This is a genomic window from Ohtaekwangia kribbensis, assembly GCF_042676245.1.
Lineage (GTDB): Bacteria > Bacteroidota > Bacteroidia > Cytophagales > Cyclobacteriaceae > Ohtaekwangia > Ohtaekwangia kribbensis.
Map to the genome: position 1 here is coordinate 1148597 of NZ_JBHTKA010000001.1, position 24887 is coordinate 1173483.

Genomic DNA, 24887 nt, shown 5'->3' on the forward strand with positions numbered 1-24887 from the left:
GTGGACACTGCCCTGCTAGCTGCAGGCCGCTGGCAGATGCGCGTTTAGCCTGGTGCCTGGTATTCTGGCATGATACTGGGGAAGCGTTTTCCACCTGACATATAGAAAGAAAAAGGTTAAGACTTCATCGTACGATGAGGTTAGGAACACCCGAGCACGAACACGCTCCCGCCAACCTCAGATGAATAGGGAGAATAAAGAACAGGAATATCGATTAACAAAATCTTGATAGATGCACCTAGTCCGAGCGTACTCCTTCTGCACTAACGGCTAGCGCAATAATTTCGCACGCTTCCAGGAGCTCGTAGTTAAAACTCGCAGCTCGCAACTATTTTATTCAAATCTCAACGACTCGATCGGATCAAGTTTCGAAGCTTTGTGTGCCGGGTAGTAACCGGAGATCAGCCCCACAACAATACACACAATCATACCGATCAGCATCCACATCCACGGTACTACAAAGGTATCTATACCCATAGCACGCGACATGAGGTTGCCTATAATTATACCAAGTATAACTCCTGCTATACCTCCGAGTAAACATACCACGATAGCTTCGATCACAAACTGCTGACGAATGCGCAGCGGAGTTGCTCCCAATGCTTTGCGTACACCTACTTCGCGGGTTCGTTCGGTAACGGATACAAGCATGATGTTCATCAAAGCTATAGATGCACCCAGCAGTGTTATAAAGCCAACACTGAAGCCGCCTATACGCAGTGCATTGGTAATAGTAGCCATGTTCTCAGCCAGTGTCTCACTCTTTTCAAGTTCGAATGAATCCGGCGTTCCGATACGATCGTGACGAATGTTACGCATCACTCCAGTAGCTTCACCCATAGCATATTCAACCTGGGTCGGATCATTTATACCTACTGTAAGTTCATAACTTAGTCCACGGCCCTTCGCCATCTGGTTGGCTTTGATCACCGGCACCAGCACCATGTTGTCAAAATTATCTTCAGCCAGTTGTCCTTTCTCTTCCAGTACTCCAATCACTCTGAACTGCGCTCCCAGAAATGTTACTTCAGAGCCCATCACTTTTTCGTTCTCTTCATACAACGTCTTATATATCTTATACCCGAGCACCGCTACCTGCGAACCACGCTCGATCTCTATACGTGAAAAGTTACGGCCGTCTTGTAACTCCAGTGCTTTTATAGCGGCATACTCTTCGTTACATCCTATAACGCGCACATTTGGGTTTGTCTTTTTGGATTTGCGTTTTACTTCGGCAACATAGGTAAGATCGGCTGCGAGACTTTTCGTTGAGGGTACACTATATTTCTCGATAAACTGAAACGCTTCCGTAAGGGTGATCTGTGGATACACCTTCTCCGTCCTGCCCTGGTTGTTGGCACCCCGGTTCGTTTTGGATTTAATATCAAATGTATTCACGCCCAGTGACGCCAGACTCTCGTTAACCGATTGTTCGATACCATCAATAGCTGTGAGTATACCTACCAGTGAAGTTATACCAATGGCTACAATCAGCGCGGTAAGGATCGATCGCAGCAAGTTGGCCCTCACTGACCGGAGGCCTTCCTTCATATTTTCAACAATATCCATGTCTGTCTGAAACGTTTAGAGCGTATACATAGGTTGATAAACGGCCCGAAATGTTACACGTACGGGCAACTAAAATTTAGCCGGCCTGCGTTATTACCAAATTCGGGCATCATTCTCGTGAATGTTACGCAAGTGTTGTAAATTTAAACTGAATAATGGGTCGTGTATGAAGAAATGTGTGATTTTACTCGCCTTGGTGCTGATCGGTAAGATCGGCATGGCTAATTCGATTTTTATACCAATGGATGGAAAGCAGGCCAACCACCTGAAGGCGTATGGCATTGCATATTGGATATTGAAAAGTGAAATGGAAGTTGACTGGTTGCTGAACTATCGCGGTGGTAGTTTTATGTGTCAGTATCATCCGGCTATACAGAATGAACTCGTGGTGCGTGGCGTGAGCTTCGAAGTTATTTCCGATGCGCAGGCAAACCAGATCATCAATGAGATTGCGAGTCCTGCCGTTAACTACGATCTGATGAAACTCGAAAAGTATCCGCGCATTGCCGTATACTCTCCCAAAAGCAAGCAACCGTGGGACGATGCCGTTACGCTCGTATTAACGTATGCAGAAATTCCGTATGATGTGATCTTCGATGATGAAGTAATGAATGGTGTACTCCCGAAATACGACTGGATACACTTGCATCACGAAGACTTTACCGGACAGTATGGAAAGTTCTATAGTCAGTTCAGTAATTATCCGTGGTATGTAGAACAACAGAAGGAAGCAGAAGACCTCGCGCGTAAACATGGATTCCATAAAGTATCACAATTGAAACTTGCTGTTTCCAAAAAGATAAAAGAGTTTGTTAGTGGTGGCGGATTCCTATTCGCGATGTGCTCGGCTACTGATAGCTATGATATAGCTTTGGCAGCAGATGGTGTTGACATCTGCGATCACATGTACGATGGCGATCCGGCTGATCCGCAGGCGCAGCAAAAATTAAACTACGACAATACACTCGCGTTTACCAATTTCCGATTGGAGCGTAATCCGCTTCAATATGAATTTTCGGATATCGACAATCAACCCAATGAACGCGGGCTTCGTCAAGACAATGATTACTTCTCGGTATTCGAATTCTCTGCCAAGTGGGACCCTATCCCTACGATGCTGACACAAAATCACACGCAGGTAATCCAGGGATTTTTCGGACAGACTACAGGTTTCAAAAAGCATCTTATCAAACCGGATGTACTGGTTATGGGCGAGAATAAAGAGATCAAGGAAGCCAAGTATATTCACGGTGTACTCGGCAAAGGCTTCTGGACTTTTTATGGCGGACACGATCCGGAAGATTACCAGCACCAGGTTGGTGAAGAACCTACCGACCTCAATCAGCATCCGAACTCACCGGGCTATAGACTTATTTTGAACAATGTGTTGTTCCCGGCTGCGAAGAAGAAGAAGCAGAAAACGTGAGTTGTGTTAAGGTGTTCGCGTGTTGATGTTATTGGATAGGGCAACAGATAATATATAGTATATAAAAAGCGAAGGCACGGAGTACGTGCCTTTTCGCTTATCTATCAGGTTAGGTTAGAAAAATATCAGTTGCAGATGGTGATGGTGAAGCGGCCGTTTACGAAGGTGTCTTCTTCGGAACGGGCATCAATTCGGCCGGAGATCTGAGTCGATGTGATCGATGTGATTTCTACGGCTCCTTCAGAAGCAAAGTAGTTGGTCGTTGTCTCTTTGTCGAATAACGTTACAATCTGGTTGTCCTCTGCATCCCAGTTGTTGTAATCAAACTTAAGCTTGTATAAACCCGTTGCGTTCGGCACGGTAAAGAAAACATGATCGCCCTCCGGAGTTACACTACACCCTTCGCCTTCATGCCCTTGTACCAGTGTAATATAAAGCGTACTCTCTGACGAAGCCCCATCTTGCGATGCATAACCGGCCTGATAAGCCCAGTCGGCATTGTCAATCTTTCCGGTCAGATTCTGATCTTTGAAATTGTATGCAGGATTTTCGATATCGTCTTTGCAGGAGAAAGCTGCTACGGACAGCATGCTTAAAAGGAGGAAGTTCTTTTTCATGTGGGGTTCTTTGATACAAAGAACTCAACTTGTTATTATTAAAGTAGTCTGAAAACGAGCTATATATTACATGTATAGTATATACCAAAAAGTTTTGGATTTCAGAGAGATACCCGGTATGAGTAGCAACATCTGAAATCCCGATCAGTCCTTACTTCGATATATGTTTTACGAAGAGTCGCTTGGCCACCGGCATTAAGGTTTCGTAAAACGGGAACTTCATCTTCGACAAAATCAGATAGGTAGCCGGGTTTGGCAGATCGGTAAATTTCCGGATCAGGTCGAGTTTCAAATTCTCGTAAGTATACAGCGGACGCTTCTCAACACACTCTATAAATTCGGTATTGAGGCTGCGTAGTTGTTCCTGGCTCCCTTCAAATATACTCACCTGGTAGCGGTAAATGTTGGTTTCCTTTTCAGGAGGCACCGTTACAAAGAGATAGCCTTCATTAGCATATAGTGGCGTTACCCCTATAGGAGCAATCTCGCACTGCGACTCTACATATTCATAGATCACCGAACCTTCCTGCAGCGAGTCTTTTATCTTCGGCAATGAGAAGTCGATGATGTTTTCAAGTTCGGTCATAACAGCATCATCTTCTACCAACTGTCGGTATGTTAACTCAAGCTTGCGGAATTCTTCCAGTGATATCTCTTTTGGAAATGATTCGCGTATAAGCGTTTTGTTTTCTTTTACCGCTAACAAATTCCGGTAATGAAAAACCAGGTCAGCGAGGAACGGATATAGTTCAACTTTGCCGAATGAACTTCGTACGGTTTGAAGATATGCCAGCAACACATACTTCTTATACTCAAAATCAATCAAGCCCTGCGTCAGCCAGTCTTTTGACAATTTTTCCATATCTGTGCGTTTTAACAAATAAAATTTAACAAATCCTTTTGAAGCAGTAAAGACCCGAGGTTAGAAAATCGCAAAGTGGAGCGTAAGGTTTGGAGGAAAGTGGGAGTTTTTGATTGAGTTAGTGAAATCGGGAAGTCCGGAAGACCGAAAGTCAGAACGTAAAAAAATCCGAGTCTGAGGAACGGAGAAATTTGAAAATTGGGTTTGATAATGAATCGCGCCACCTGCACGAACTCAAGCTTCCCGACTATTAGTCTTCCGGACTTTCTAACTTTTTCATCGCTTAGCACCCTTCGCCCCTACTGCCATCTTGCCATTATTGCATTCTAATTTCATGCCACCAAGGGGATAATAAGGTAGTAAAAGCTGACAGGAATTGGAAAAATTGTCCGTTATTCGCGTCTCTTTCCGCCATGGCACAAAAGCTGTTAAGCGGTGACTATCAAATTTGTTAAACCTTAAAAATCCATTACGTATATGGCAAAAATCAACTTTAAACCAAATGAGGACAGGGTGCTAGTTGAACCCGCTGAAGCTGAAACGAAGACAGCGTCTGGAATCATCATTCCTGACACAGCTAAAGAGAAGCCTCAGAAAGGCACAATCATCGCTATAGGCGAAGGTCTGAAAGACAAGCCGGTAACAGTGAAAGTTGGAGATACTGTACTCTATGGAAAGTATGCCGGTACTGAAATCAACATCGATGGAAAAGAGTACCTCATCATGCGTAACTCTGATATCTTCGGAATCATTTAATCAATCAACTCAAACAATCAACTAAGAATTATGGCTAAAGAAATAACCTTTGATACGTCCGCCCGCGACAGAATTAAGAAGGGTGTTGACAAACTAGCGGATGCCGTTAAAGTTACTCTGGGTCCTAAAGGACGCAATGTTATTCTTGACAAGAAATTCGGTGCTCCTACGGTAACAAAAGACGGTGTATCCGTAGCGAAAGAAATCGAGTTGAAAGATCCTATCGAAAACATGGGTGCACAACTCGTGAAAGAAGTTGCTTCTAAAACTGCTGATGCTGCCGGTGACGGTACAACAACCGCTACTGTATTGGCACAAGCTATCTATGCACACGGTATTAAGAACGTGGCTGCCGGTGCTAACCCGATGGACCTGAAACGCGGTATCGACAAAGCTGTTGATGCTGTTGTTGAAAACCTGAAGAAACAATCTAAAAAGATAAAAGACTCTAACGAGATCGCACAAGTAGCAACTATATCTTCTAACAGCGACACTACCATTGGTAAAATGATTGCCGATGCTATGGACAAAGTTGGTAAAGATGGTGTGATCACAGTAGAAGAAGCTAAAGGAACTGAAACTGAAGTGAAGACTGTAGAAGGTATGCAGTTCGATCGCGGTTACCTGTCTCCTTACTTCGTTACCAACACGGAGAAAATGGAAGCCGATCTGGACAATCCTTTCGTTCTGATCTACGACAAGAAGATCAGCAGCATGAAAGAATTGCTTCCTATACTGGAGCAATCTGCACAAACCGGTAAACCACTTGTTATCATCTCTGAAGAAGTAGAAGGCGAAGCGCTTGCTACACTGGTGGTAAACAAAATCCGTGGTGCATTACGCGTAGCCGCTGTTAAAGCTCCTGGCTTTGGCGACAGAAGAAAAGCAATGCTGGAAGATATCGCAATCCTTACAGGAGGTAAAGTGATCTCTGAAGAGCAAGGTTTCAAACTGGAGAACGCTACATTGGATATGCTCGGTCGTGCTGAGAAAATCAACATCGACAAAGACAATACTACGATCGTAAACGGTGCTGGTAAAAAAGCTGACATCGATGGTCGCGTAGCGCAGATCAAAGCTCAGATCGAATCAACTACATCTGATTACGATAAAGAAAAACTGCAGGAGCGTCTTGCTAAACTTTCTGGCGGTGTAGCTATACTTTACATTGGTGCTGCTACAGAAGTTGAAATGAAAGAAAAGAAAGATCGCGTTGACGATGCATTGCACGCAACACGCGCTGCTGTTCAGGAAGGTATCGTTCCAGGTGGTGGTGTAGCCTATATCCGTGCTATCGAAGCACTGAAAGATGTAACTGCTCTTGGTCTTGATAACGATGACCAGGCTACGGGTGTAAACATCGTTCGCCTTGCACTGGAAGCTCCTCTGAGAACCATCTCTGAGAATGCTGGTCAGGAAGGTTCTGTAATCGTAAACAAAGTTCGCGATGGCAAGAAAGACTTCGGTTTCAACGCGCGCGAAAACAAATACGAAAACTTCTTTGAAGCAGGTATCATCGATCCTACTAAAGTATCACGCCTTGCATTAGAGAATGCAGCTTCTATCGCTGGTCTTCTGTTAACTACTGAAGCAGTAGTATCAGAAATACCAGAAGAAAAAGAAGCACCTGCTATGCCACACGGTGGCGGCATGGGCGGCATGATGTAATCCGCTTCGGATCTATACAAGTAAAAAGGCTTCATCAAATGATGAAGCCTTTTTCTTTTACCTAAACCAATAAACAAAGTAACACACTTAGTCTGTACCTACTTTCTTCTTATCACCATCAAGTGATACTGAGTCGGAAACATTATACTTGTTACGATCTATACCTTTGGCAGACTCCAGCGCACCGTTAGGCAAAAAGCGAACTTCGATGCGATCTGATTTACTGCGCTTGTGATAGCTATACCACAACGGCTTGGTCGCGGTACGCTTTCCTTCCTGAGTAGTTTCAGTATATACCATCCAATATCCATCTTCCGGTAACGAGTTGAAATCCCTGTCATACGTTTGCTTCACTGCAAGCGGCACTTGCTCAGGTGTTATACGGATCGTTTGTCTTACCGGAGTCTGCGCCTGTGCAACCACGCCTAGCACACACACCATCATGGCCATCATTAATATTCTTTTCATGGGCTGATTGTATTTTGTTTATAGCGTAGTAAACGTTGTAGAATGAGACCGAGTTAGGGTAAATACATACCGCAAGATTGTGTATTTTTTATTCAAGTTGTCACTCAACATGCTAATCCAACGGTATAGCCATACGACATACAAAGTATTCTTTTTGAAAAACTTACAAGCTTAAAATATACTCTTTTGACAGGGCTTGGGATGTATGTATAAACAAGCATGTATAAATCTAGCATGCACGACACGGTTGTGTGTTGATGCATTGAAATGCAGCCTCTTCTTTTATGCTGAAAGAACACACACCTTACCGCAATGTGTATCATGCACAAAACCTATATATAGATAAAACACACGATGATTCTGTGAAAAGCAGCCAACGGTCTGGTTGACACTTACATTCCTGTAAAAAATACGCGTATATACGTATTTATCTTACACTCAAACCTGTGCCTGTAACCTATGCCGTTCCCATGGAAACTGCTGAATTATAAGGATTTCCTATAAATTTGGCATAACAACAAATCTGAAGTAAAAGCTGTCTATGGGCAATAGAATACCGAATATCTGGATAATTGATGATGATCCTATGTCATCATTTATGCTCAAACGACTGGCTGAACTCGGGGAATTAGCTGACATCATCACTATTTATAACAGTGCACGTGCTGCGCTGGATTATCTGCAGACCAACCCGAAAGCAACAAATCAATTACCCGACATTATTCTGTTGGACATTTATATGCCGGTTGTAAATGGCTGGGACTTCCTCTCCAAGTTCAAGGAAATCAAAGGCACGTTGAGCAAGCAGGTTGATATCATGGTGGTGAGTTCGTCTGATCACCCGCGTGACATCAACCAGGCCCAAAGCTTTGAAGAAGTGATGGCGTATGTTACCAAGCCTGTATCACTGGAGCGATTAAAAGAACTTCTAGTTCGTTCCTGATTTTCCATCGCGTTTTTCGTGACCATCTTTACCATCCAGGAGCTGGAGTCCATCGTGACCATCGAATTCTATTCTCACGCCATCGATCGGAAGGATGACTAAAAATGTGGCGCCTTTATTCAACTCTCCTTTTCCGTCAATTATACCTCCGTGTATCTCTACGATCTTCTTGGCAATAGATAAACCTATACCCGTGCCTTCATAGTTACGGCCGTGTAATCGTTGAAATATACCGAAGATCTTGTCGCGGTATTCATTTTCAAAACCAATTCCGTTGTCTTCTACCTTCACGCACACAAAATCTTCTTTACGAATGTTGTAATCAGTCGCCATGTCATCCGTAATGGCGTGCTCTTCAATAATTATCCGCGGTATATCTTTATTGCTGAACTTTAACGCATTGGTCAGAAGATTCTGAAAGAGTTGTCTCATTTGCCCCGGAACAGCATTGATAATAGGCAATGTACCCACAGTGATCTCCGCATTCTTCTCCGTGATGGTAATATCGAGATCATCACAAATGCGTCTTACGATTCTGTTCAGATCAGTCTTCTCCTTATATAATTCACGATTGGATAACTTCGAAAGCGTCAGCACATCTTCAATTAATGTCTGCATGCGTGTAGATGCAGAGACGATCTTCGTCAGGTAATTCAATTCACTTTCAGATAGTTTATCTTCGATCTTCGACTGCAGTATATTTCCAAAAGCCTGGATCTTGCGAAGAGGTTCTTTCAAATCGTGCGATGCCACCGAAGCAAACTGCAACAAATCAAAGTTAGATCGCTCCAGTAATTTATTAGACTCCACCAATTTCTGCGAAGTGGATTGTAAATCATGATAGCTACGTGCGGCAACATCGGCTGCGCGTTTTTTATCGGTAACATCATTGAACGTTGTTACCACACCGTCCAGCATACGCACAACCACAACATCATACCAACGATCGTCTTTGTTAAATTCAAAGCGTGCAGCATCACCGGTCTCTACTACCTGAACATACGTGGCAATATAGTCCTCAAAATCGCGCACGTCTCTATACAATCTCTTCCCAACAAGCGGCTTGAACCTGGCCCCCAAGATTCTGTCGGCTGTCTCATTCGCAACAATACATTGAAAATCGGCAATTTCATTCTTTTCATTACGTACAGCCTGGTACGCCATAACACCACTGGTTGAGCTGTGAAAGACACCTTCAATTATACTGGACAGCTTCTTCGATTCCGTTATATCGATCAGGTTAATCACTACACCATCCTTCTCGCGCGTATGACGCAAGTAAGGTGTAATGCGCACGGAGTAATATGAATTATTGACAAGTCGGACTTCTTTCTGAATAGATTTGCCTTCCGCAATTACCTGCCGTATACAATCAATAAAATCAATATCCGTAAGGTTGGTCGTGATGTCCATAATGGAACGCCCTATATCTGACTCGATCAGGTTAATGACTTGTTTTACCGCGGGACTAAACCTGCGAATCGTAAATTTCTTATCGATCAGTATCTGCCCTATACCGGAATTGGTAAAGTAATTACTAAGATCATCGTTAAGCTCGAGCAGTTCTTTTATTTTCAGTTGATGCTCTCCGCTTACGGTATGAAGTTCTTCGTTCAGCGACTGCAACTCTTCATTTGTACTTTGCAGCTCCTCGTTCGTGGAGATGAGTTCTTCGTTGCTGGATTGAAGCTCTTCATTGGTTGTTTCAGTTTCTTCAATAATCGACTGAAGATTTTCGCGTGTCTCTTTCAGCTCTCTTTCAAGTTCAGCAACACGTTCGTAGTCGCTTGCTGCCAGGTTCGCTGCAGATGCCACCCGTCCTTCTATCGCTTCTTCTTCCAGCACAACACATAGAAACGAAAAATCAGGTTGACGATAAAAAGGCTTCACCGTGATGTTCACGAAATGTTCGGTATCTTCCGGGATTAACACATGTCTCATCACCATGCGTTCGTTCTTGGCAAGCGCCTTCCGCACACATATACCCAGTGTAACAGCGAGGCCCGGGCGCACAAGTTTCAGCAAATTGAAATTGAAGTGATCGTCCGGCAACTGCATAAAATGCTTGAAGCTACCGGTGGCCTGCTTGATGTTGAACTCACGATCGATGAAGAAGCCGGCAATCTTTCTGCCTTCAATCAAAGTTTCTTTAAACGCCTCTGCCATGCTATTGGTAACCTGCTTGGCATACGGGTGTTGCGGGTTAACATATAGCCGGTTCTCCAACGGAGTAATGATGCCGTCCTGGTCGGTGATACGCGATTTGGTAAGGCAGCGGTATACCTTCCACTTGCGGCTTACTTCATGCATCACATCTTTTAATATACCTATATTTTCACTCGGCCCCAGCATCAGGTACGAGTTTATATTCAGTGCGAAGTGAAAACGCTTTAGTGCTTTTGTTTGCAGATCAGACGTGAGGTATATAAACATATTCCGGCACGTAATAAGATCGAGCTTGCTGAATGGCGGGTCGCGCAGAATATCATGATTCGCAAACACAACCACTTTTCTCAACTCCTGAGACACACGATAGGTATTGCCCTCTTTAATAAAATACTTCTGCAGAAAATTTGAAGGTACATCTGCCGCAATCGATTCACTATATATACCACGCGAAGCCACTTCAAGCGCCTCTTCATCTATATCTGTTGCAAATACTTTTATGGTACAATTAACATTTACCATCTCCAGGTGTTCCAGCAACAGAATGGCCACAGAATATGCTTCTTCACCACTGCTACAGGCGGCAATCCATATCTTGATTACTTCACCCGGTTTCTTGAGTGAAAATATACCGGGTATAACTTCAACCCGAAGACATTCGAACGCATCACCATCACGGAAGAAGCGTGTTACATTGATCAGGAATTCTTTACAGAGTATTTCAAGTTCCTGTCCGTTATCGCGCAGATAATCGCGATACTCTTTTAATGTTTTAATCTCCAGTTCCGTCATGCGCTTGGCCAGTCGCCTGAACAACGTTGGCCGTTTATAGTGCATGAAGTCATGTTGCGTGTGGTCATGCAACATCTGCAGTATATCTTTTACCAAAGCTTCTTCAGCTTTTGTAAGAGTGTTCATGGAACGGATCAGCGGTACTTCCCTCAGAAAGTCCAAAATCTCGTTGCCCATTATTTCAGGTGGCAATACCAGGTCTACAAGTCCCGTAGCAATCGCGCTGTTTGGCATACCGTCAAACGCTGCACTCTGCGGGTCCTGTACGATTACAATACCCCCCCTCTCTTTTACAGCCGCTATACCACGCGATCCATCGGTACCGGTTCCCGACAGAATTATAGCAAGGGCATCTTTACCTTTGTCGATAGCAAGAGAAGAAAAGAAAATATCGATCGCATGATTTGGCTGAGGCGTATTTTCTTTTTCCTCCAGCCAAAGTTTTCCCTCTCGTATTGTCATCGTTTTCTTGCGCGGAAGTATATATATACAATCCGGCTGAACAGTCATTCCATCTTCCGCTTCAAACACATCCATGGAAGTATGCTTGGACAGCAATTCAACCATGAGACTTTTATAATCGGGTGAAAGGTGTTGGATAATAACAAAGGAGAAGCCTGTGTGCTGATCTATATTGTCGAACAAATCGTGAATTGCTTCCATGCCGCCTGCAGAGGCGCCAACGCCAACAATATAGTGTTTTGAATGTCGTACTAAGTGGGCCATTTTAACTCAAAAGCCAATTTTTTGGAATTTGCCGGGTAAATTAATGTGCCTATATTTAAGCAATGAATCTCCTCAACATTCTTTTGGTAGAAGATGATCCGGATGACGTTGAACTCCTTTTAGAAGCGCTGCATGACAATGATGTAGAGTTTTCCATGGAGTCAATTAAAGAAGGTGATAAGGTGTTGTCCTACCTGGAAGTGTGCAATAATTTCCCCGATATTATTATTCTGGATTTGAATCTTCCGAAAATGCACGGACGTGAGGTACTTATTTCCCTAAAAGCTTCGCGCTTCAATCATATCCCTGTAGTGATCCTTACCACTTCCTCTTCGAAAGAAGACATGGACTTCTGTTTGAAGTGCGGAGCCGATAAATTCCTGAGCAAGCCTGCTACTGTCGATGGATTCAACCAAACCGTTACAGCTATTACGCAGATCGCCACGCAGCACGCTGAGAAAAACTAATCCCTTTTATAAGCCATCCATAAAAAAAGCGAACCTGTCTTTACAGATTCGCTTATCATAACTATAGCTATATATACTATTTATTGGATGCACATACAAAATCCGTTCTCGGTATATCTGTTGCTGCAATTGCTTTGAAACCTCCGCTCACTTCAACAAGATTATTCCATCCTCTTGCTTTCAGAATAGAAGCCGCGATCATGGAACGATAGCCACTCGCACAGTGTATATATACCTCACCTTCTTTCGGAATTTCTGCCAGGTGTTCATTCAGAAAATCCAATGGAGTACTGTGGGCATTTTCAACATGCTCGGCCTGAAACTCTCCGGGTTTACGAACATCGAATACAGCAAGCTTGCTTTGATGAAAGCGTTTGGCAAATTCATCGGCAGATATAGTATCAATGGTATCTACATCTTTACCGGCTTGCAGCCACCCTTTAAAACCACCTTTCAGGTATCCCAACGTGTTATCATAACCAACACGTGCAAGGCGTGTTACAATTTCTTCTTCGCGACCTTCATCAGCGATCAGTAAAACAGGATGTGTTACTCCGGGAATCAGTGCCCCTACCCACGGAGCAAAACTTCCGTCAATACCAATGTTGATGGAGTTCGGTATAAATCCTTTCGCGAATAACTGGGCAGCACGTGTATCAAGCACCAGAGCTCCTGTCTCATTCGCAGCTGTCTCAAATTCATCGGGCGTAAGCGCGTGTGTACCTTTACTCAATACCGTGTCGATGCTCTCGTAGCCTTCCTTGTTCATCTTTACGTTCTCCGGGAAATAAGCAGGCGGAGGAAGCAGTCCATCGTTCACTTCTTTGATAAACTCATCGCGCGTCATATCTGCACGCAATGCATAATTGCGTACGCGTTGGTTGCCAAGTGTATCAACCGTTTCCTTCATCATACTCTTGCCGCATGCAGAGCCCGCACCGTGAGCAGGGTATACAATTACATCGTCAGCCAGCGGCATGATCTTCGAGCGCAGTGAATCGTAAAGCAATCCTGCCAGTTCATCCTGCGTCAGGTGTGCCGCCTTCTGTGCAAGATCCGGACGACCAACATCCCCCAGGAATAAAGTATCACCGCTGAAGATCGCGTAATCTTTTCCGCCCTCGTCTTTAAGAAGATAGGTAGTTGACTCGAGTGTATGCCCCGGTGTATGCAACACCTTGATGGTAATGTTTCCGATCTTCAGTTCTTCACCATCTGTAGCAATGTGTGCGTTGAATTTCGGATTGGCATTCGGTCCGTATACTATAGTTGCTCCGGTTTTGGCAGCAAGATCAAGGTGACCGGATACGAAGTCTGCATGAAAGTGTGTTTCCAGAACATACTTTATAACCGCGTTATTCTTCTTTGCTTTTTCAATATAGGGGGCAACTTCCCGCAGCGGATCGATGATCACAGCCTCTCCCTCCGACTCAATGTAATACGCTCCCTGGGCCAGGCATCCGGTATAAATCTGTTCAACCTTCATGGATAAATCATTAATGAAGCGCAAAGATAATCATAAGTTAAGTTTTTCGCTTTACGCTTCATCGGTTAATCGTTCGGTATAGTCTATAAACTTGATCAGTTTATAGCCACGTTTTTAAACCTGATCCGCTTTATAACCCGCTTTTTGCAAGGCATCCTGTATCTTTTCGGATGCAACATCACCTTCTATTGTTAAAGTTTTCTGTGGATCGGCAAGATTTACCTGCCAGTTTCCATTTCCGGCACTTTCGTTCAGATACGGTGTTACTTTGGCCACACAGGCATCACATTTAATATTGGTTTTGAACTTTTTCATAATTCATTGTTTAAAATGTATGTTAAAAAATCTCTATTGATTCATTTTTCTCTTAAAGCTTACTGAAGCGCAGACGCAAACTGTTAGATACAACGGAAACAGAACTCAGTGCCATGGCGGCTCCCGCAATCATTGGGTCCAACAGGAAACCATTTACGGGATATAGCACACCGGCTGCCAGCGGAATACCGATCACGTTGTATATGAACGCCCAGAATAAATTTTGTCGTATGGCTTGTACCGTTACAGATGAAAGTCGTAACGCCTTCGGTATAGATTGAAGGTCTGAGGTGATCAGCGTCATCTTCGCTGTATCCATGGCTATATCAGATCCTTTACCCATGGCGATACTTACATCTGCCTGTGCCAGTGCGTGCGAGTCATTTATACCATCGCCCACCATTGCCACAACTTTTCCCTGTTGCTGCAATTGCTGAATGAAAGTTGCTTTATCAGCCGGCAACATTTCAGCGCGGTAATGTTTAAGTCCTACCTGGGCAGCAATTGCCTTTGCAGATTGCTCGTTATCACCGGTAAGCATATATACATCTATACCTTGCCGTTGCAGATCAGTGATTGCCGCTTTTGATGTTGCTTTAACTTCATCGGCTATCGCGATGATGGCGAGCACATTTTTTTCATCCGCAAAGTATACAACCGTTTTAGCTTCCTGCAACCACGCTGATGCCTGTTGATCTATAGCAGTGTCAACGGAAGATTTAATCTCATCAATATACCTCCTACTCCCCACGAAATATACCTTTCCACCGACGACACCTTTTACACCACGCGCTGTAACACTCTCAAAGCTTGTAACCGATGCTGGTGCTATAGCTTCATTTTTAAGTTTGTTCACCACAGCCTCTGCGAGTGGGTGTTCCGATTGGTTTTCCAACGCATACAAAATCTGTTTACCGTTTGGAGGAAGAACTGCATTGCGCCACACTATATCGGTTACCACCGGTTTACCTTGTGTAATTGTACCGGTCTTATCAAGTATAATGGCATTAACGCGATGAGCTGTCTCCAGACTTTCGGCATCTTTGATCAGGATGTTATTCTCTGCGCCTTTACCAACACCTACCATAATGGCCGTTGGCGTTGCCAGTCCTAATGCACACGGACATGCTATAACCAATACCGTAATAGAAGCAAGCAACGCATGCGTAAACGCATTGTCACCTCCCAGGATCAGCCACACGATGAATGTAAGAATTGCTATACCAATAACAATAGGCACAAATATACCTGCGATCTTATCAACCAGTTTTTGTACCGGTGCTTTACTGCCCTGTGCCTGCTGCACCATGCGAATGATATTGGACAATACCGTATCGGCTCCTACTTTAACGGCTTTGAATTGAAAACTTCCCTTTTGATTAATAGTTCCGGCAAATACCTTATCGCCACTTTTCTTTTCAGCAGGTATAGGTTCACCGGTAATGGTACTTTCATCTACATACGATATACCGTTTATCACCACACCATCTACTGCGATCTTCTCTCCCGGGCGCACCACAATAGTGTCGTTTACTTTTACGGAAGCGATAGTCACTTCGCTTTCAATTCCATCGTCTCGTAATAATCGTACAGTTTTGGGTTGTAGTCCCATCAATTTCTTGATGGCAAAAGATGTATTGGACTTGGCGCGTTCTTCCAGGAGTTTTCCCAGCGATATAAATGCAATTACAACCGCGGCCGCTTCAAAGTATACATGTGCATGAAGGCCGCGTGCATGCCAGTACTCCGGGTAAAATGTATTGAAAGTACTGAACAGAAAAGCTATACCGGTAGAGAGTGCCACCAGTGTATCCATATTGGCTTTACCATGGCGCGCCTGCTTCCAGGCATTTACAAAAAAACTTCTTCCAAAATAGAATACCACAGGCGCTGTTAACACTAGTGATATATAGTTTCCATAGGGCAAATTCATAAAAAACATACCGATGATCACCACCGGTATAGCCAATACCGAAGCGCCAATGGTTCTGTTCTTGATTTGCTGATAGTGTTTATACTGTGCTTCTTCCTGTATGGATTGTGATTCTTCTGCATTGCTATTAACGACAAGATCGTATCCTACAGAACGTACAGCACTTTGCAATGCCAACGGATCGGCCAGCGCCTGATCATATTCAACCGATGCTGACTGGTTCGCAAAGTTAACGGCTGCATCTTTTACACCGGGCACCGTTTTGAGCATCGATTCAACACTCACGGCACAAGCTGCACAGCTCATTTCCAGCACCGGAAAAATCTGCTTCACAAGCTTCCCGTTATTTATAACATTTCCCTTCATAAAAGTCGTGTATTATTACAGTACAATTATACAGGGAAATGCAGGCTGGTGTTTTACAGAATTATAGAGACGATTTATATCATTTCTGAAGCTGTCCAAAGACTCATTGCACAGCGTCAAGCGGATTTCTTACATCCTGTGGTTTTCTTGATTTCTTTAATTCAGACGGAGTAAGTCCCGTTATCTTTTTGAATTGAGATGAAAGATGTGCCACACTGCTGTAGCCAAGTTTAAGGGCGATTTCACTCAAGTTGAGTTCATCGTAGAAAAGAAGTTCCTTGGCTCGTTCTATTTTTTGCCGGATGATATACTGCTCAATTGTAATTCCTTCCACGGAAGAGAACAGGTTGCTTAATGAATTATAGTCGTGGTTCAATTCATCTGCCAGTATATCCGACCAGTTAAACTTGCGATCGATGCTGTCAACATGATGAACGCGCTCGATGATCTTGTTCTTTACACTTTCAATGAGTCTTGCCTTGCGATCATCGATCCGCTCAAACCCGACTTGCAGCAACGCCTGATCGATCCGCTCCAATTGTTCCTTCGATAACTCAGACTCCGGCAACGTCACCTCTCCAAGTGTAACATGATCTGCCTTAAACCCCAGCTTTGTAAGTTCCTGCTCCACCACCATTTTACAGCGGTTGCAGACCATGTTTTTGATGTGAAGTACCATATCCTAAATATATCGTTCTTTAAAACAACTTTAGCGGCACGCGAAAAGTTCTGCATACCATCATTGCAAACCACCTTTACCACGATAAAGACTTACTTTACCTTCAAGCTCAACGGCCAATACGGTAAGATATTGATCATGCTGATCCTCAGGTGTCTCAATATATACCAGTCCGGGCACGGGACTCCAGGATATTTTACCAACTACTTTAACCTTCGCTTCGGCAGATGTACCAACAACACGAACGCGCTTGATGGTATTCTTCAGTCCCTTGATCATCACAGATTGCTGCGGATTCCCCTGCAGAAATAAATATAGCGTTGATGAATCTTTTGATAACGTTGTTGGTCCGTAAAAGTGTCCCGCAGGTAATCCGGCCTGTGTACCAAAAATAGCTTCACCATGTTTCTTATTCCATTTACCAAGTTCTTGCAATATATATACTTGTTTATCGGGAATCGTGCCATCCTCTTTGGGCCCTATATCCAGCAAAAGATTTCCGCCATAACTCACAACATCCGCGAAGATTGAAATAATTTGATACGGACTTTTCCAGGCAGTGTCTGTAGGTTGATAACCCCAGTTTGCATTGGTGGTGAGACATAATTCCCACCACGGAAACGCAGGCTTCTCTACCGGGAAATTTTGCTCCGGAGTTTCATAGTCGCCATAACCCTGCAAACGTCCATTGATAATAGCGTTTCGATTTGACTTCAGAATGATCTGACGAATTTCAGGTGCCTGCCATTCTTCAGCGCTATGCTCCCAGTCACCATCAAACCACCATAAATCCGGAGTATATTTTGTTGCTACTTCCTGGATCTGTCCTTTATTGTACGCCTGAAACTTCTGCCAACGGGCAGGCTGTGCGCTGATCTTGTAGCGTGTACTGTCTTTCAGAAAGGCCGGATAATCTTTGTACGACCAATCGATGAGCGAAAAGTATGCACCGCATTTTATATTGCGTTTTCGCAATGCTTTATAGAAAGGCTCCAGCAGATCACGCTTTGCAGGACTGTTGTTTACTACATTTACCGGTCCTGATTTCCACAGTGCAACACCATCATGATGTTTGGTAGTAATCACAGCGTACTTCGCTCCGGAAGCCTGCACAATATCAGCCCACTGCTCCGGATTATAATTCTTCGCTGTAAATCCTTTCAGCTGTTTCATGTATGCTTCATGACCAATCTTTTTATTATAGAACGACCATGATTCATCAACTCCGTTAACGGCATAAATTCCCCAATGAATAAAGATACCCAGTTTGGCATCTGCAAACCACTCCATCTTGTTTGCTATAGAATCTGCTGGAATACGTTGTGCATATATAGTGCCATGCGTCAACAATAACAGAAGGCTATACAGCCATAGTTGTTGCGCAATTCGATTTGTTTTTTTTGTCATAGGTGGAATAGTTATATCACGATTTTAACTGTGAAAGCTCTTGCGAAAATAGAAGCTTCTTTATATTTTGTTAACACATTCGCCCCCAAAATTAAAGTTCTTTTTTTACACTTTTTACCGTGTTTATTCCGTGTTTTCCTAACGACCTATAATTACTCTTTTCCTAATAAAACCTAACTGCCCAATGTCCAAAAAGTATTTTTTTTGTTGGTATATTTTTACGCTGCTCGCTGTTTCGCACACAGAAGCACAGAAGAGCACACCACTTTTTACACTTCTAAAACCAGACGCAACCGGCATACGCTTTACAAACAAAGTGCGGGAAGACGACTCGCTGCACGTGCTGGTATATGAATATCTTTACAACGGACACGGTATTGGTATAGCTGACTTCAACAACGATGGTTTACAAGATGTATTTATATCCGGTAATGCTACCCCCAATAAACTCTTTCTGAATAAAGGATCGCTGAAGTTTGATGACATTACCAAAGTTGCCGCTGTCGCTGGAAACGGAACCTGGAGTACGGGTGTCAGTATAGCAGATGTAAATGGCGATGGCTTGGCAGATATATATGTATGCCATTCCGGAAAATTCAAAGACGCCAAACTGTCCAATGAATTATTTATCAACACAGGCATTACCGATGGGAAGCCCGTGTTTAAGGAGCAGGCAAAGCTATATGGACTGGATGCCCCCGGAACGCAATCAACACAAGCTGCCTTCTTTGACTATGATCACGATGGAGACCTGGACATGTTCCTGCTGAATCACTCCACCAACACATACTATGCTTTTCTCAACACACGGAAGCAACGGGCTACACCCGACCTTCGGTACGGCAATCGGTTATTCAGAAATGATAAACAAGCCGATGGCTCCACTATATATACCGATGTAACACTAAAGGCCGGAATTATCAATAACCCGCTTAATTACGGGCTTAGTGTAAACATCAGCGATGTGAACCAGGATGGCTGGCCCGATATATATACCACCAGCGATTATTCAGAACATGATTGTTATTACGTCAATAACAAGAACGGTACCTTCACACAGGCTTTGCAAAAATCGTTTTCACACATCTCCAAGTTTTCAATGGGTGCTGACATTGCCGACTTTAATAACGATGCACTTCCGGATGTATTTACATTGGACATGCTTCCGGCTGATAATCACCGACAAAAATTATTGAAAGGTCCGGATGAATATGATGCATACCATCTCTTACTGGACAGCGGATACTATCGACAGAACATGCGCAACATGTTGCAGCTAAACAGGGGAACTGATGCCAACGGCAACGTACGCTTTAGTGAAATAGGACAGTTTGCCAATGTATCAAATACAGACTGGAGCTGGGCGGGCTTGTTTGCTGATTTGGACAGCGATGGCTGGAAAGATCTTGTCATAACCAACGGCTATCTCCGCGACTTCACCGATCTTGATTTTCTGAAATATACTATGGCCGATGCACAGCTTGAAGCTGCGGCAAAGGGTAATCTTAATTTCAAAACCTATAGCCTGGTGCAGAAGATGCCGTCTAACAAACTCAGCAACTATATATTCAGGAACCAGGGCGACCTCACGTTTCAGGACATTACAAAAGACTGGGGTTTTTCTGTACCGTCCATTTCCAACGCTGCTGCCTATGCAGATCTGGACAATGATGGCGATCTCGATCTTGTTATTGGAAATAACAATGAGCCGGTTATGGTATGGAGAAATAATGCAGCAGGATCTCATCACTGGTTACAGGTACAACTGAAAGGCAGCAACAGCAACACCGCGGCATTCGGCACTAAACTATGGTTGTATGCTGATAACAAAGTACAATACCAGGAGCTATACCCGGTAAGAGGCTTTCAGTCGTGTGTATCGCCCGTGGTATATTTCGGTATGCACACAAGCCACGCGGACTCTATGATTATAGAATGGCCTTCCGGAAAAAAGTCTGCTATAAGAGAAGTAACCATAGACAAACTTTTGACGCTCGTGGAAGAGACAACACCAACTGTAACCTATAAATCAAAGTCTCAATCTCAAAAGAAACTATTTACTCAAGCACCTGCACAACAACAAATACCATTTCGTCACCAGGAAAATAATTTTGTTGATTTCAAGGTAGAAGTACTACTCCCCTATCAATTAAGCAAACTCGGTCCTGCGCTCGCTACCGGTGATGTGAATGGTGATGGACTTGAAGATATATTTATAGGTGGTGCGATTGAACAATCTGCACAACTATATCTACAAAACTCTCAAAGTGCATTTTCTCCCGCAGCAAGTCAGCCATGGGGTAAATATACCCAATGCGAAAATGTAAACGCTTTATTCTTCGATGCTGATGGAGATAAAGACCTTGACCTGTATGTAGTACACGGAGGCAATGAATACCTGGATGGTTCACCAGAATTTCAGGATATACTTTACCTGAACGATGGGAAAGGGAATTTTGAACCTGCGCTCAAAGCGCTTCCCCGCATGCTGGGAAGCAAACAAGCTATCGCTGCCAGCGATTTCGATCAGGACGGAGATCTCGACTTGTTTGTCGGTGGCCGCGGCAAGTCCGGTTATTTCCCGGAGGCTTCACGCAGCTATATATTACGAAACGACAGTCGGGTAGATAAAGTAGCGTTTACCAATGTAACAAAAGAAGTAAGCGAGCAATTGGAATTACCCGGCATGGTAACCGTAGCAGCTTGGGCTGACCTGGACAATGACAAATTTCCCGAACTTGTTATGGCAGGAGAATGGATGCCGGTAATGATTTTCAAGAATACAAATGGCAAACTTACCAATACATTGACCGGCACAGACGCCAACAGTCTTTATGGACTCTGGAGTGCCATACACATTGCCGATATAGATAACGATGGCGACCGGGATATACTGCTTGGGAACTGCGGCACTAACAATCAGTTCAAACCTTCTGAACAGGAACCCATGACGATGCACGTCAGTGATTTTGATGGCAACGGGAATATAGATCCGATTATATGTTATTATATACAGGGAAAAAGTTACCCGCTGGCAAGTCGCGATGAGCTGCTGGATCAGATACCCGTGCTCAAGAAGAAGTATATCAAGTATACGGATTACGCAGATGCCACGATTCAAACCATATTTACCAAAGAACAACTCGCCAAGGCAAGGGTGTATAAATGCACCGAAGCAAGAAGTATTGCATTGATCAACAACAGCAAATTGAGTTTCTCGAAAAAGATACTACCTTCTGAAGTACAGTTCTCAAACGTGCATAGCATTCTCACGGATGATCTTGATAACGATGGAAAAACGGACATCATCATAACCGGAAACTCATTTACCAACCGCACACAATTTGGAGACAATGATGCCAGCCTCGGTATCGTGATGAAAGGAAAAGACGGTGGCGAATTTGAGACTATAAATCCTTCTGCATCCGGACTTTTCGCAGATGGCGATGTTCGTGCTGCCTCCGTGATAAAAGATGCCAATCACACAAAGAAACTTGTCATCGTAAAAAACAACGATGCTGTGCAAATCCTTACCATTCAACAACCATGAAGAAATCTTTACACTATATATTAGGAATCATACTTATACACTTTACTCAGACTGTATACGGGCAACAGGATAAGTCTAACCAATCGGCAGCACCCTTGCATCATGCACACCAGGTATTAACAAGCATTACCATTCACGATATATTCTCGCCACCGGTGGCGTCACGCATATATGCCTATGCGCACCTCGCGGCTTACGAAACGTTTATCAAAGGAAATGATTCCTATTACAGCCTTCAGGGACAATTGAAAGAATTTCCTGCTATAGCTGCTCCGCAGCAACCCGTGTCCATTCCGCTGGCAGGAGTATATGCCTTTATGCTAACCGGCAAAAATCTTATTTTCTCTGAAAAAACGATGGAAGACTCCATCACACAGGTTATCAAAGTATATAAGAAACAACTGTCACCAAAAGCTTTCCAGGCATCGCTCGCGTATGGCAAAATGGTTTCGGATAGTATAATAAGCTGGTCTAAAAAAGATCACTATGCAGATACACGAAAACTGAGGCGCTATGATTTTGTAAAAGGAGAAGGTAAATGGGTTGCAACACCACCGGTATATATGGCCGCTATTGAACCGCACTGGCGCATGATCCGCCCCTTTGCATTGGACAGCTCTGCACAGTTTGCGCCACATCCGCCAACACCTTTCAGCAAAGACAAGAACAGTGAATTCTACAAGGAAGCTTACCACGTATACCATACACGCAATACGCTTACACCGGAACAAACCGCGATCGCCAACTTCTGGGATTGCAACCCGTTTGCTGTAAATGTTCATGGACATATTAACTATGCAACCAAAAAACTTTCACCGGGAGGACACTGGCTCTCCATTGCAGGTATAGCCTCACAAAAAATAAATGCCGACATCGTAAAAACATCAGCAGCCTATACCCTAACTGCTATAGCATTGTTTGATGGTTTTATCAGTTGCTGGGATGAGAAATTCAGAAGTAATCTTATCAGACCAGAGTCCTATATCAACAGTTATATAGATGAAACCTGGAAGCCGCTTCTGCAAACACCGCCTTTCCCGGAATATACCAGTGGCCATAGTGTAATCTCTACCGCTTCGGCCACTGTATTGAGTAATTTCTTTGGTGATAATTTTTTATTCACTGATACTTCCGAAATTCCGTATGGTTATCCCGCACGCACCTTTACTTCTTTTATACAGGCTTGTAATGAGGCAGCGATCAGTCGCCTGTATGGAGGCATTCATTATTTACCCGCGATTGAGCAAGGACAGATCCAAGGCAAAAAAGTAGGCGAACAGGTATTGCGAAAAATAAAACTGCAAAAGACGTGATCAGGGTTGATCATATACCAGTGTCTCATCACCGGCTTCATACGGCACATATACCAGCAGCAGTGTAAGCATCTCCTGGTCACTTCGCATGTCTCCGGATGACTCCACAAACTTCGGTGGGTTATTCGGATTCAGCGGATTGTTCGCAGTGTTGTCGTACGTGCCGTATACATTTACCACATCGCCTCGCTTCAGGATTACCGGCTTTTTATAGCGGTATATTTCCTGCCAGCGAAAATCCCACGCAGGTATATGTACCAGCGGAATGGTATCTTGCTCACGTGTAGCAAAAGCCTTGAAATCTTTCCCGAGATAATGCATATGGGGCCACACGTATAACAGGGATATATCTTCCCGCGAATTCGCTATGCGCAACCGGTGCGTCTGCACTTCACCTGCAAAGAGGACGAGGGGTGGGTATATTTCACTTTCACCGATGCCTCCAGAACCTAAACTGATTACTTTTACGTGACGTTTCACCGGCGTCTTCTTAAAAAAAAGATTAATACCGTTTATACTCTCTACTGTCTTCCCTGACGGAGCAAAATGCACCGTAAGCAAAATCACACCACGTTTAGGCATAACCCATCCTATATCTTTTGGATAAGACTCATATGAAGTACCGGGTATCCATCCTCCATAGTATATCATTCGTTTTTTATAGGGTAACCATTGATCGTACAAATGCATAGATGTATTGAGATCCACCGAGTCAATGGTTTTATAAATATCTATAGCGGGATCTTCAACAGGATGTACAGCAAAGTTTGCGTGGTGTATAACTCTTTTCTCGTTCGTGGTAAATTCTATTGCCTCAACATTTGCCTCTTCTTTTAATTCAAAAGGAATTTTAAAAACAACAAAGCGTTCGCCCCGGTTTGCTTTTACCACGTAAGGAGTTTTCATTTTCAACACCATATCGGGTACTCTGCCATAGGCTGTCCCCAAACGTATTTTCTCCAGTATCTCTTTTTCGGATTGAAGATTTACTTTTCCTTTCGGTGTACCGGCATCAATCCACGAAGTGATTTTCTGAATTTCATCATCGGTCAACGAGCGTTTATTCGAGAAGTCAGTATAGTGATCATCGGCTCTCCATGGCGGCATATACCGACTCGCGATTACTTTTTTCACAAAATCTGCGCGCTTGCTTACATCATCATATGTTATCAGACTAAACGGAGCTCCTCCTCCCGGCCTATGACAACTGGCACACTTTGTATGTACCAATGGCTGAATGTCTTTATAAAAAGTAAGCTTCTGTCCTTTAACCTGAACAAATAGAAATAAAAATGCTGCAAGAAGTTTATACCGGATCATCATTAAAAATAAAGAAATCTTCTAAAACATCTATATACCAAAAAGTAAAGGGTGGCTT

General features: G+C 43.6%; 18 protein-coding genes. 7 read left to right on the forward strand and 11 right to left on the reverse strand.

Annotated elements, in window-relative coordinates; translation table 11 throughout:
* Window positions 1-333: 333 nt before the first annotated feature.
* Window positions 334-1569 (reverse strand): ABC transporter permease, encoded by a 1236-nt coding sequence (locus ACFQ21_RS04505; protein ID WP_377575430.1) that lies wholly within the window; start codon window positions 1567-1569, stop codon window positions 334-336.
* 166 nt (window positions 1570-1735) lie between these two features.
* Here ACFQ21_RS04505 and ACFQ21_RS04510 point away from each other — a divergent pair, with 166 nt between their 5' ends.
* The gene (locus ACFQ21_RS04510; protein ID WP_377575432.1) at window positions 1736-2995 is read left to right on the forward strand and encodes an asparagine synthetase B; all 1260 of its coding nucleotides are present in this window, start codon (window positions 1736-1738) and stop codon (window positions 2993-2995) included.
* Window positions 2996-3120: 125 nt separating this feature from the next.
* On the opposite strand, the gene ACFQ21_RS04515 is transcribed toward ACFQ21_RS04510, so the two are convergent.
* Window positions 3121-3612: a hypothetical protein gene (locus ACFQ21_RS04515; RefSeq protein WP_377575435.1), complete on the reverse strand. Its 492-nt coding sequence runs from the start codon at window positions 3610-3612 to the stop codon at window positions 3121-3123.
* 151 nt (window positions 3613-3763) lie between these two features.
* Window positions 3764-4474: a hypothetical protein gene (locus tag ACFQ21_RS04520; protein WP_377575438.1), complete on the reverse strand. Its 711-nt coding sequence runs from the start codon at window positions 4472-4474 to the stop codon at window positions 3764-3766.
* Window positions 4475-4951: 477 nt separating this feature from the next.
* Between ACFQ21_RS04520 and ACFQ21_RS04525 the strand changes: the two genes are divergently transcribed.
* Both ACFQ21_RS04525 and groL read left to right on the forward strand, forming a co-directional pair.
* Window positions 4952-5230 (forward strand): co-chaperone GroES, encoded by a 279-nt coding sequence (locus ACFQ21_RS04525; RefSeq protein WP_377575440.1) that lies wholly within the window; start codon window positions 4952-4954, stop codon window positions 5228-5230.
* 30 nt (window positions 5231-5260) lie between these two features.
* Window positions 5261-6898 (forward strand): chaperonin GroEL, encoded by a 1638-nt coding sequence (gene groL / locus ACFQ21_RS04530; protein WP_377575443.1) that lies wholly within the window; start codon window positions 5261-5263, stop codon window positions 6896-6898.
* 87 nt (window positions 6899-6985) lie between these two features.
* Here groL and ACFQ21_RS04535 read toward each other — a convergent pair whose 3' ends face one another.
* On the reverse strand, window positions 6986-7366 hold the full coding sequence (locus tag ACFQ21_RS04535) for a hypothetical protein (RefSeq protein WP_377575446.1): 381 nt from the start codon (window positions 7364-7366) through the stop codon (window positions 6986-6988).
* Between the two features lie 541 nt (window positions 7367-7907).
* On the opposite strand from ACFQ21_RS04535, the gene ACFQ21_RS04540 reads away from it, so the two are divergent.
* Window positions 7908-8309 carry a response regulator gene (locus tag ACFQ21_RS04540; protein ID WP_377575449.1) on the forward strand — a complete coding sequence of 134 codons (402 nt, stop codon included), beginning with the start codon at window positions 7908-7910 and terminating at the stop codon, window positions 8307-8309.
* Here ACFQ21_RS04540 and ACFQ21_RS04545 read toward each other — a convergent pair.
* Window positions 8295-11993 (reverse strand): chemotaxis protein CheB, encoded by a 3699-nt coding sequence (locus tag ACFQ21_RS04545; protein WP_377575451.1) that lies wholly within the window; start codon window positions 11991-11993, stop codon window positions 8295-8297. The two genes, ACFQ21_RS04540 and ACFQ21_RS04545, sit on opposite strands and share 15 nt — an antisense overlap.
* 62 nt (window positions 11994-12055) lie before the next feature.
* Here ACFQ21_RS04545 and ACFQ21_RS04550 point away from each other — a divergent pair, with 62 nt between their 5' ends.
* Window positions 12056-12460 carry a response regulator gene (locus ACFQ21_RS04550; protein WP_377575453.1) on the forward strand — a complete coding sequence of 135 codons (405 nt, stop codon included), beginning with the start codon at window positions 12056-12058 and terminating at the stop codon, window positions 12458-12460.
* Between the two features lie 76 nt (window positions 12461-12536).
* On the opposite strand, the gene ACFQ21_RS04555 is transcribed toward ACFQ21_RS04550, so the two are convergent.
* The 5 genes from ACFQ21_RS04555 to ACFQ21_RS04575 all read right to left on the reverse strand — a co-directional run bounded on the left by ACFQ21_RS04555 (window position 12537) and on the right by ACFQ21_RS04575 (window position 18646).
* Entirely contained in the window at window positions 12537-13946 is a 1410-nt protein-coding gene (locus ACFQ21_RS04555; protein WP_377575455.1) for an MBL fold metallo-hydrolase, read from the reverse strand.
* Window positions 13947-14060: 114 nt separating this feature from the next.
* Complete coding sequence (locus ACFQ21_RS04560) at window positions 14061-14261, reverse strand: heavy-metal-associated domain-containing protein (RefSeq protein WP_377575457.1); 201 nt, start codon at window positions 14259-14261, stop codon at window positions 14061-14063.
* 52 nt (window positions 14262-14313) lie between these two features.
* Entirely contained in the window at window positions 14314-16560 is a 2247-nt protein-coding gene (locus ACFQ21_RS04565) for a heavy metal translocating P-type ATPase (protein WP_377575459.1), read from the reverse strand.
* A gap of 103 nt (window positions 16561-16663) precedes the next feature.
* The gene (locus ACFQ21_RS04570) at window positions 16664-17218 is read right to left on the reverse strand and encodes a helix-turn-helix domain-containing protein (protein ID WP_377575461.1); all 555 of its coding nucleotides are present in this window, start codon (window positions 17216-17218) and stop codon (window positions 16664-16666) included.
* 81 nt (window positions 17219-17299) lie between these two features.
* Entirely contained in the window at window positions 17300-18646 is a 1347-nt protein-coding gene (locus ACFQ21_RS04575) for an alpha-L-fucosidase (RefSeq protein ID WP_377575463.1), read from the reverse strand.
* A 184-nt stretch (window positions 18647-18830) separates the two neighbouring features.
* Here ACFQ21_RS04575 and ACFQ21_RS04580 point away from each other — a divergent pair, with 184 nt between their 5' ends.
* Both ACFQ21_RS04580 and ACFQ21_RS04585 read left to right on the forward strand, forming a co-directional pair.
* Window positions 18831-22196 (forward strand): VCBS repeat-containing protein, encoded by a 3366-nt coding sequence (locus tag ACFQ21_RS04580; RefSeq protein WP_377575465.1) that lies wholly within the window; start codon window positions 18831-18833, stop codon window positions 22194-22196.
* The gene (locus ACFQ21_RS04585) at window positions 22193-23509 is read left to right on the forward strand and encodes a vanadium-dependent haloperoxidase (RefSeq protein WP_377575468.1); all 1317 of its coding nucleotides are present in this window, start codon (window positions 22193-22195) and stop codon (window positions 23507-23509) included. The genes ACFQ21_RS04580 and ACFQ21_RS04585 overlap by 4 nt, the downstream gene beginning before the upstream one ends.
* Here the strand turns inward: ACFQ21_RS04585 and ACFQ21_RS04590 are convergent, their stop codons facing one another.
* Entirely contained in the window at window positions 23510-24739 is a 1230-nt protein-coding gene (locus ACFQ21_RS04590; RefSeq protein ID WP_377575471.1) for a monooxygenase, read from the reverse strand. It lies immediately after the preceding gene.
* Between the last annotated feature and the right edge of the window lie 148 nt (window positions 24740-24887).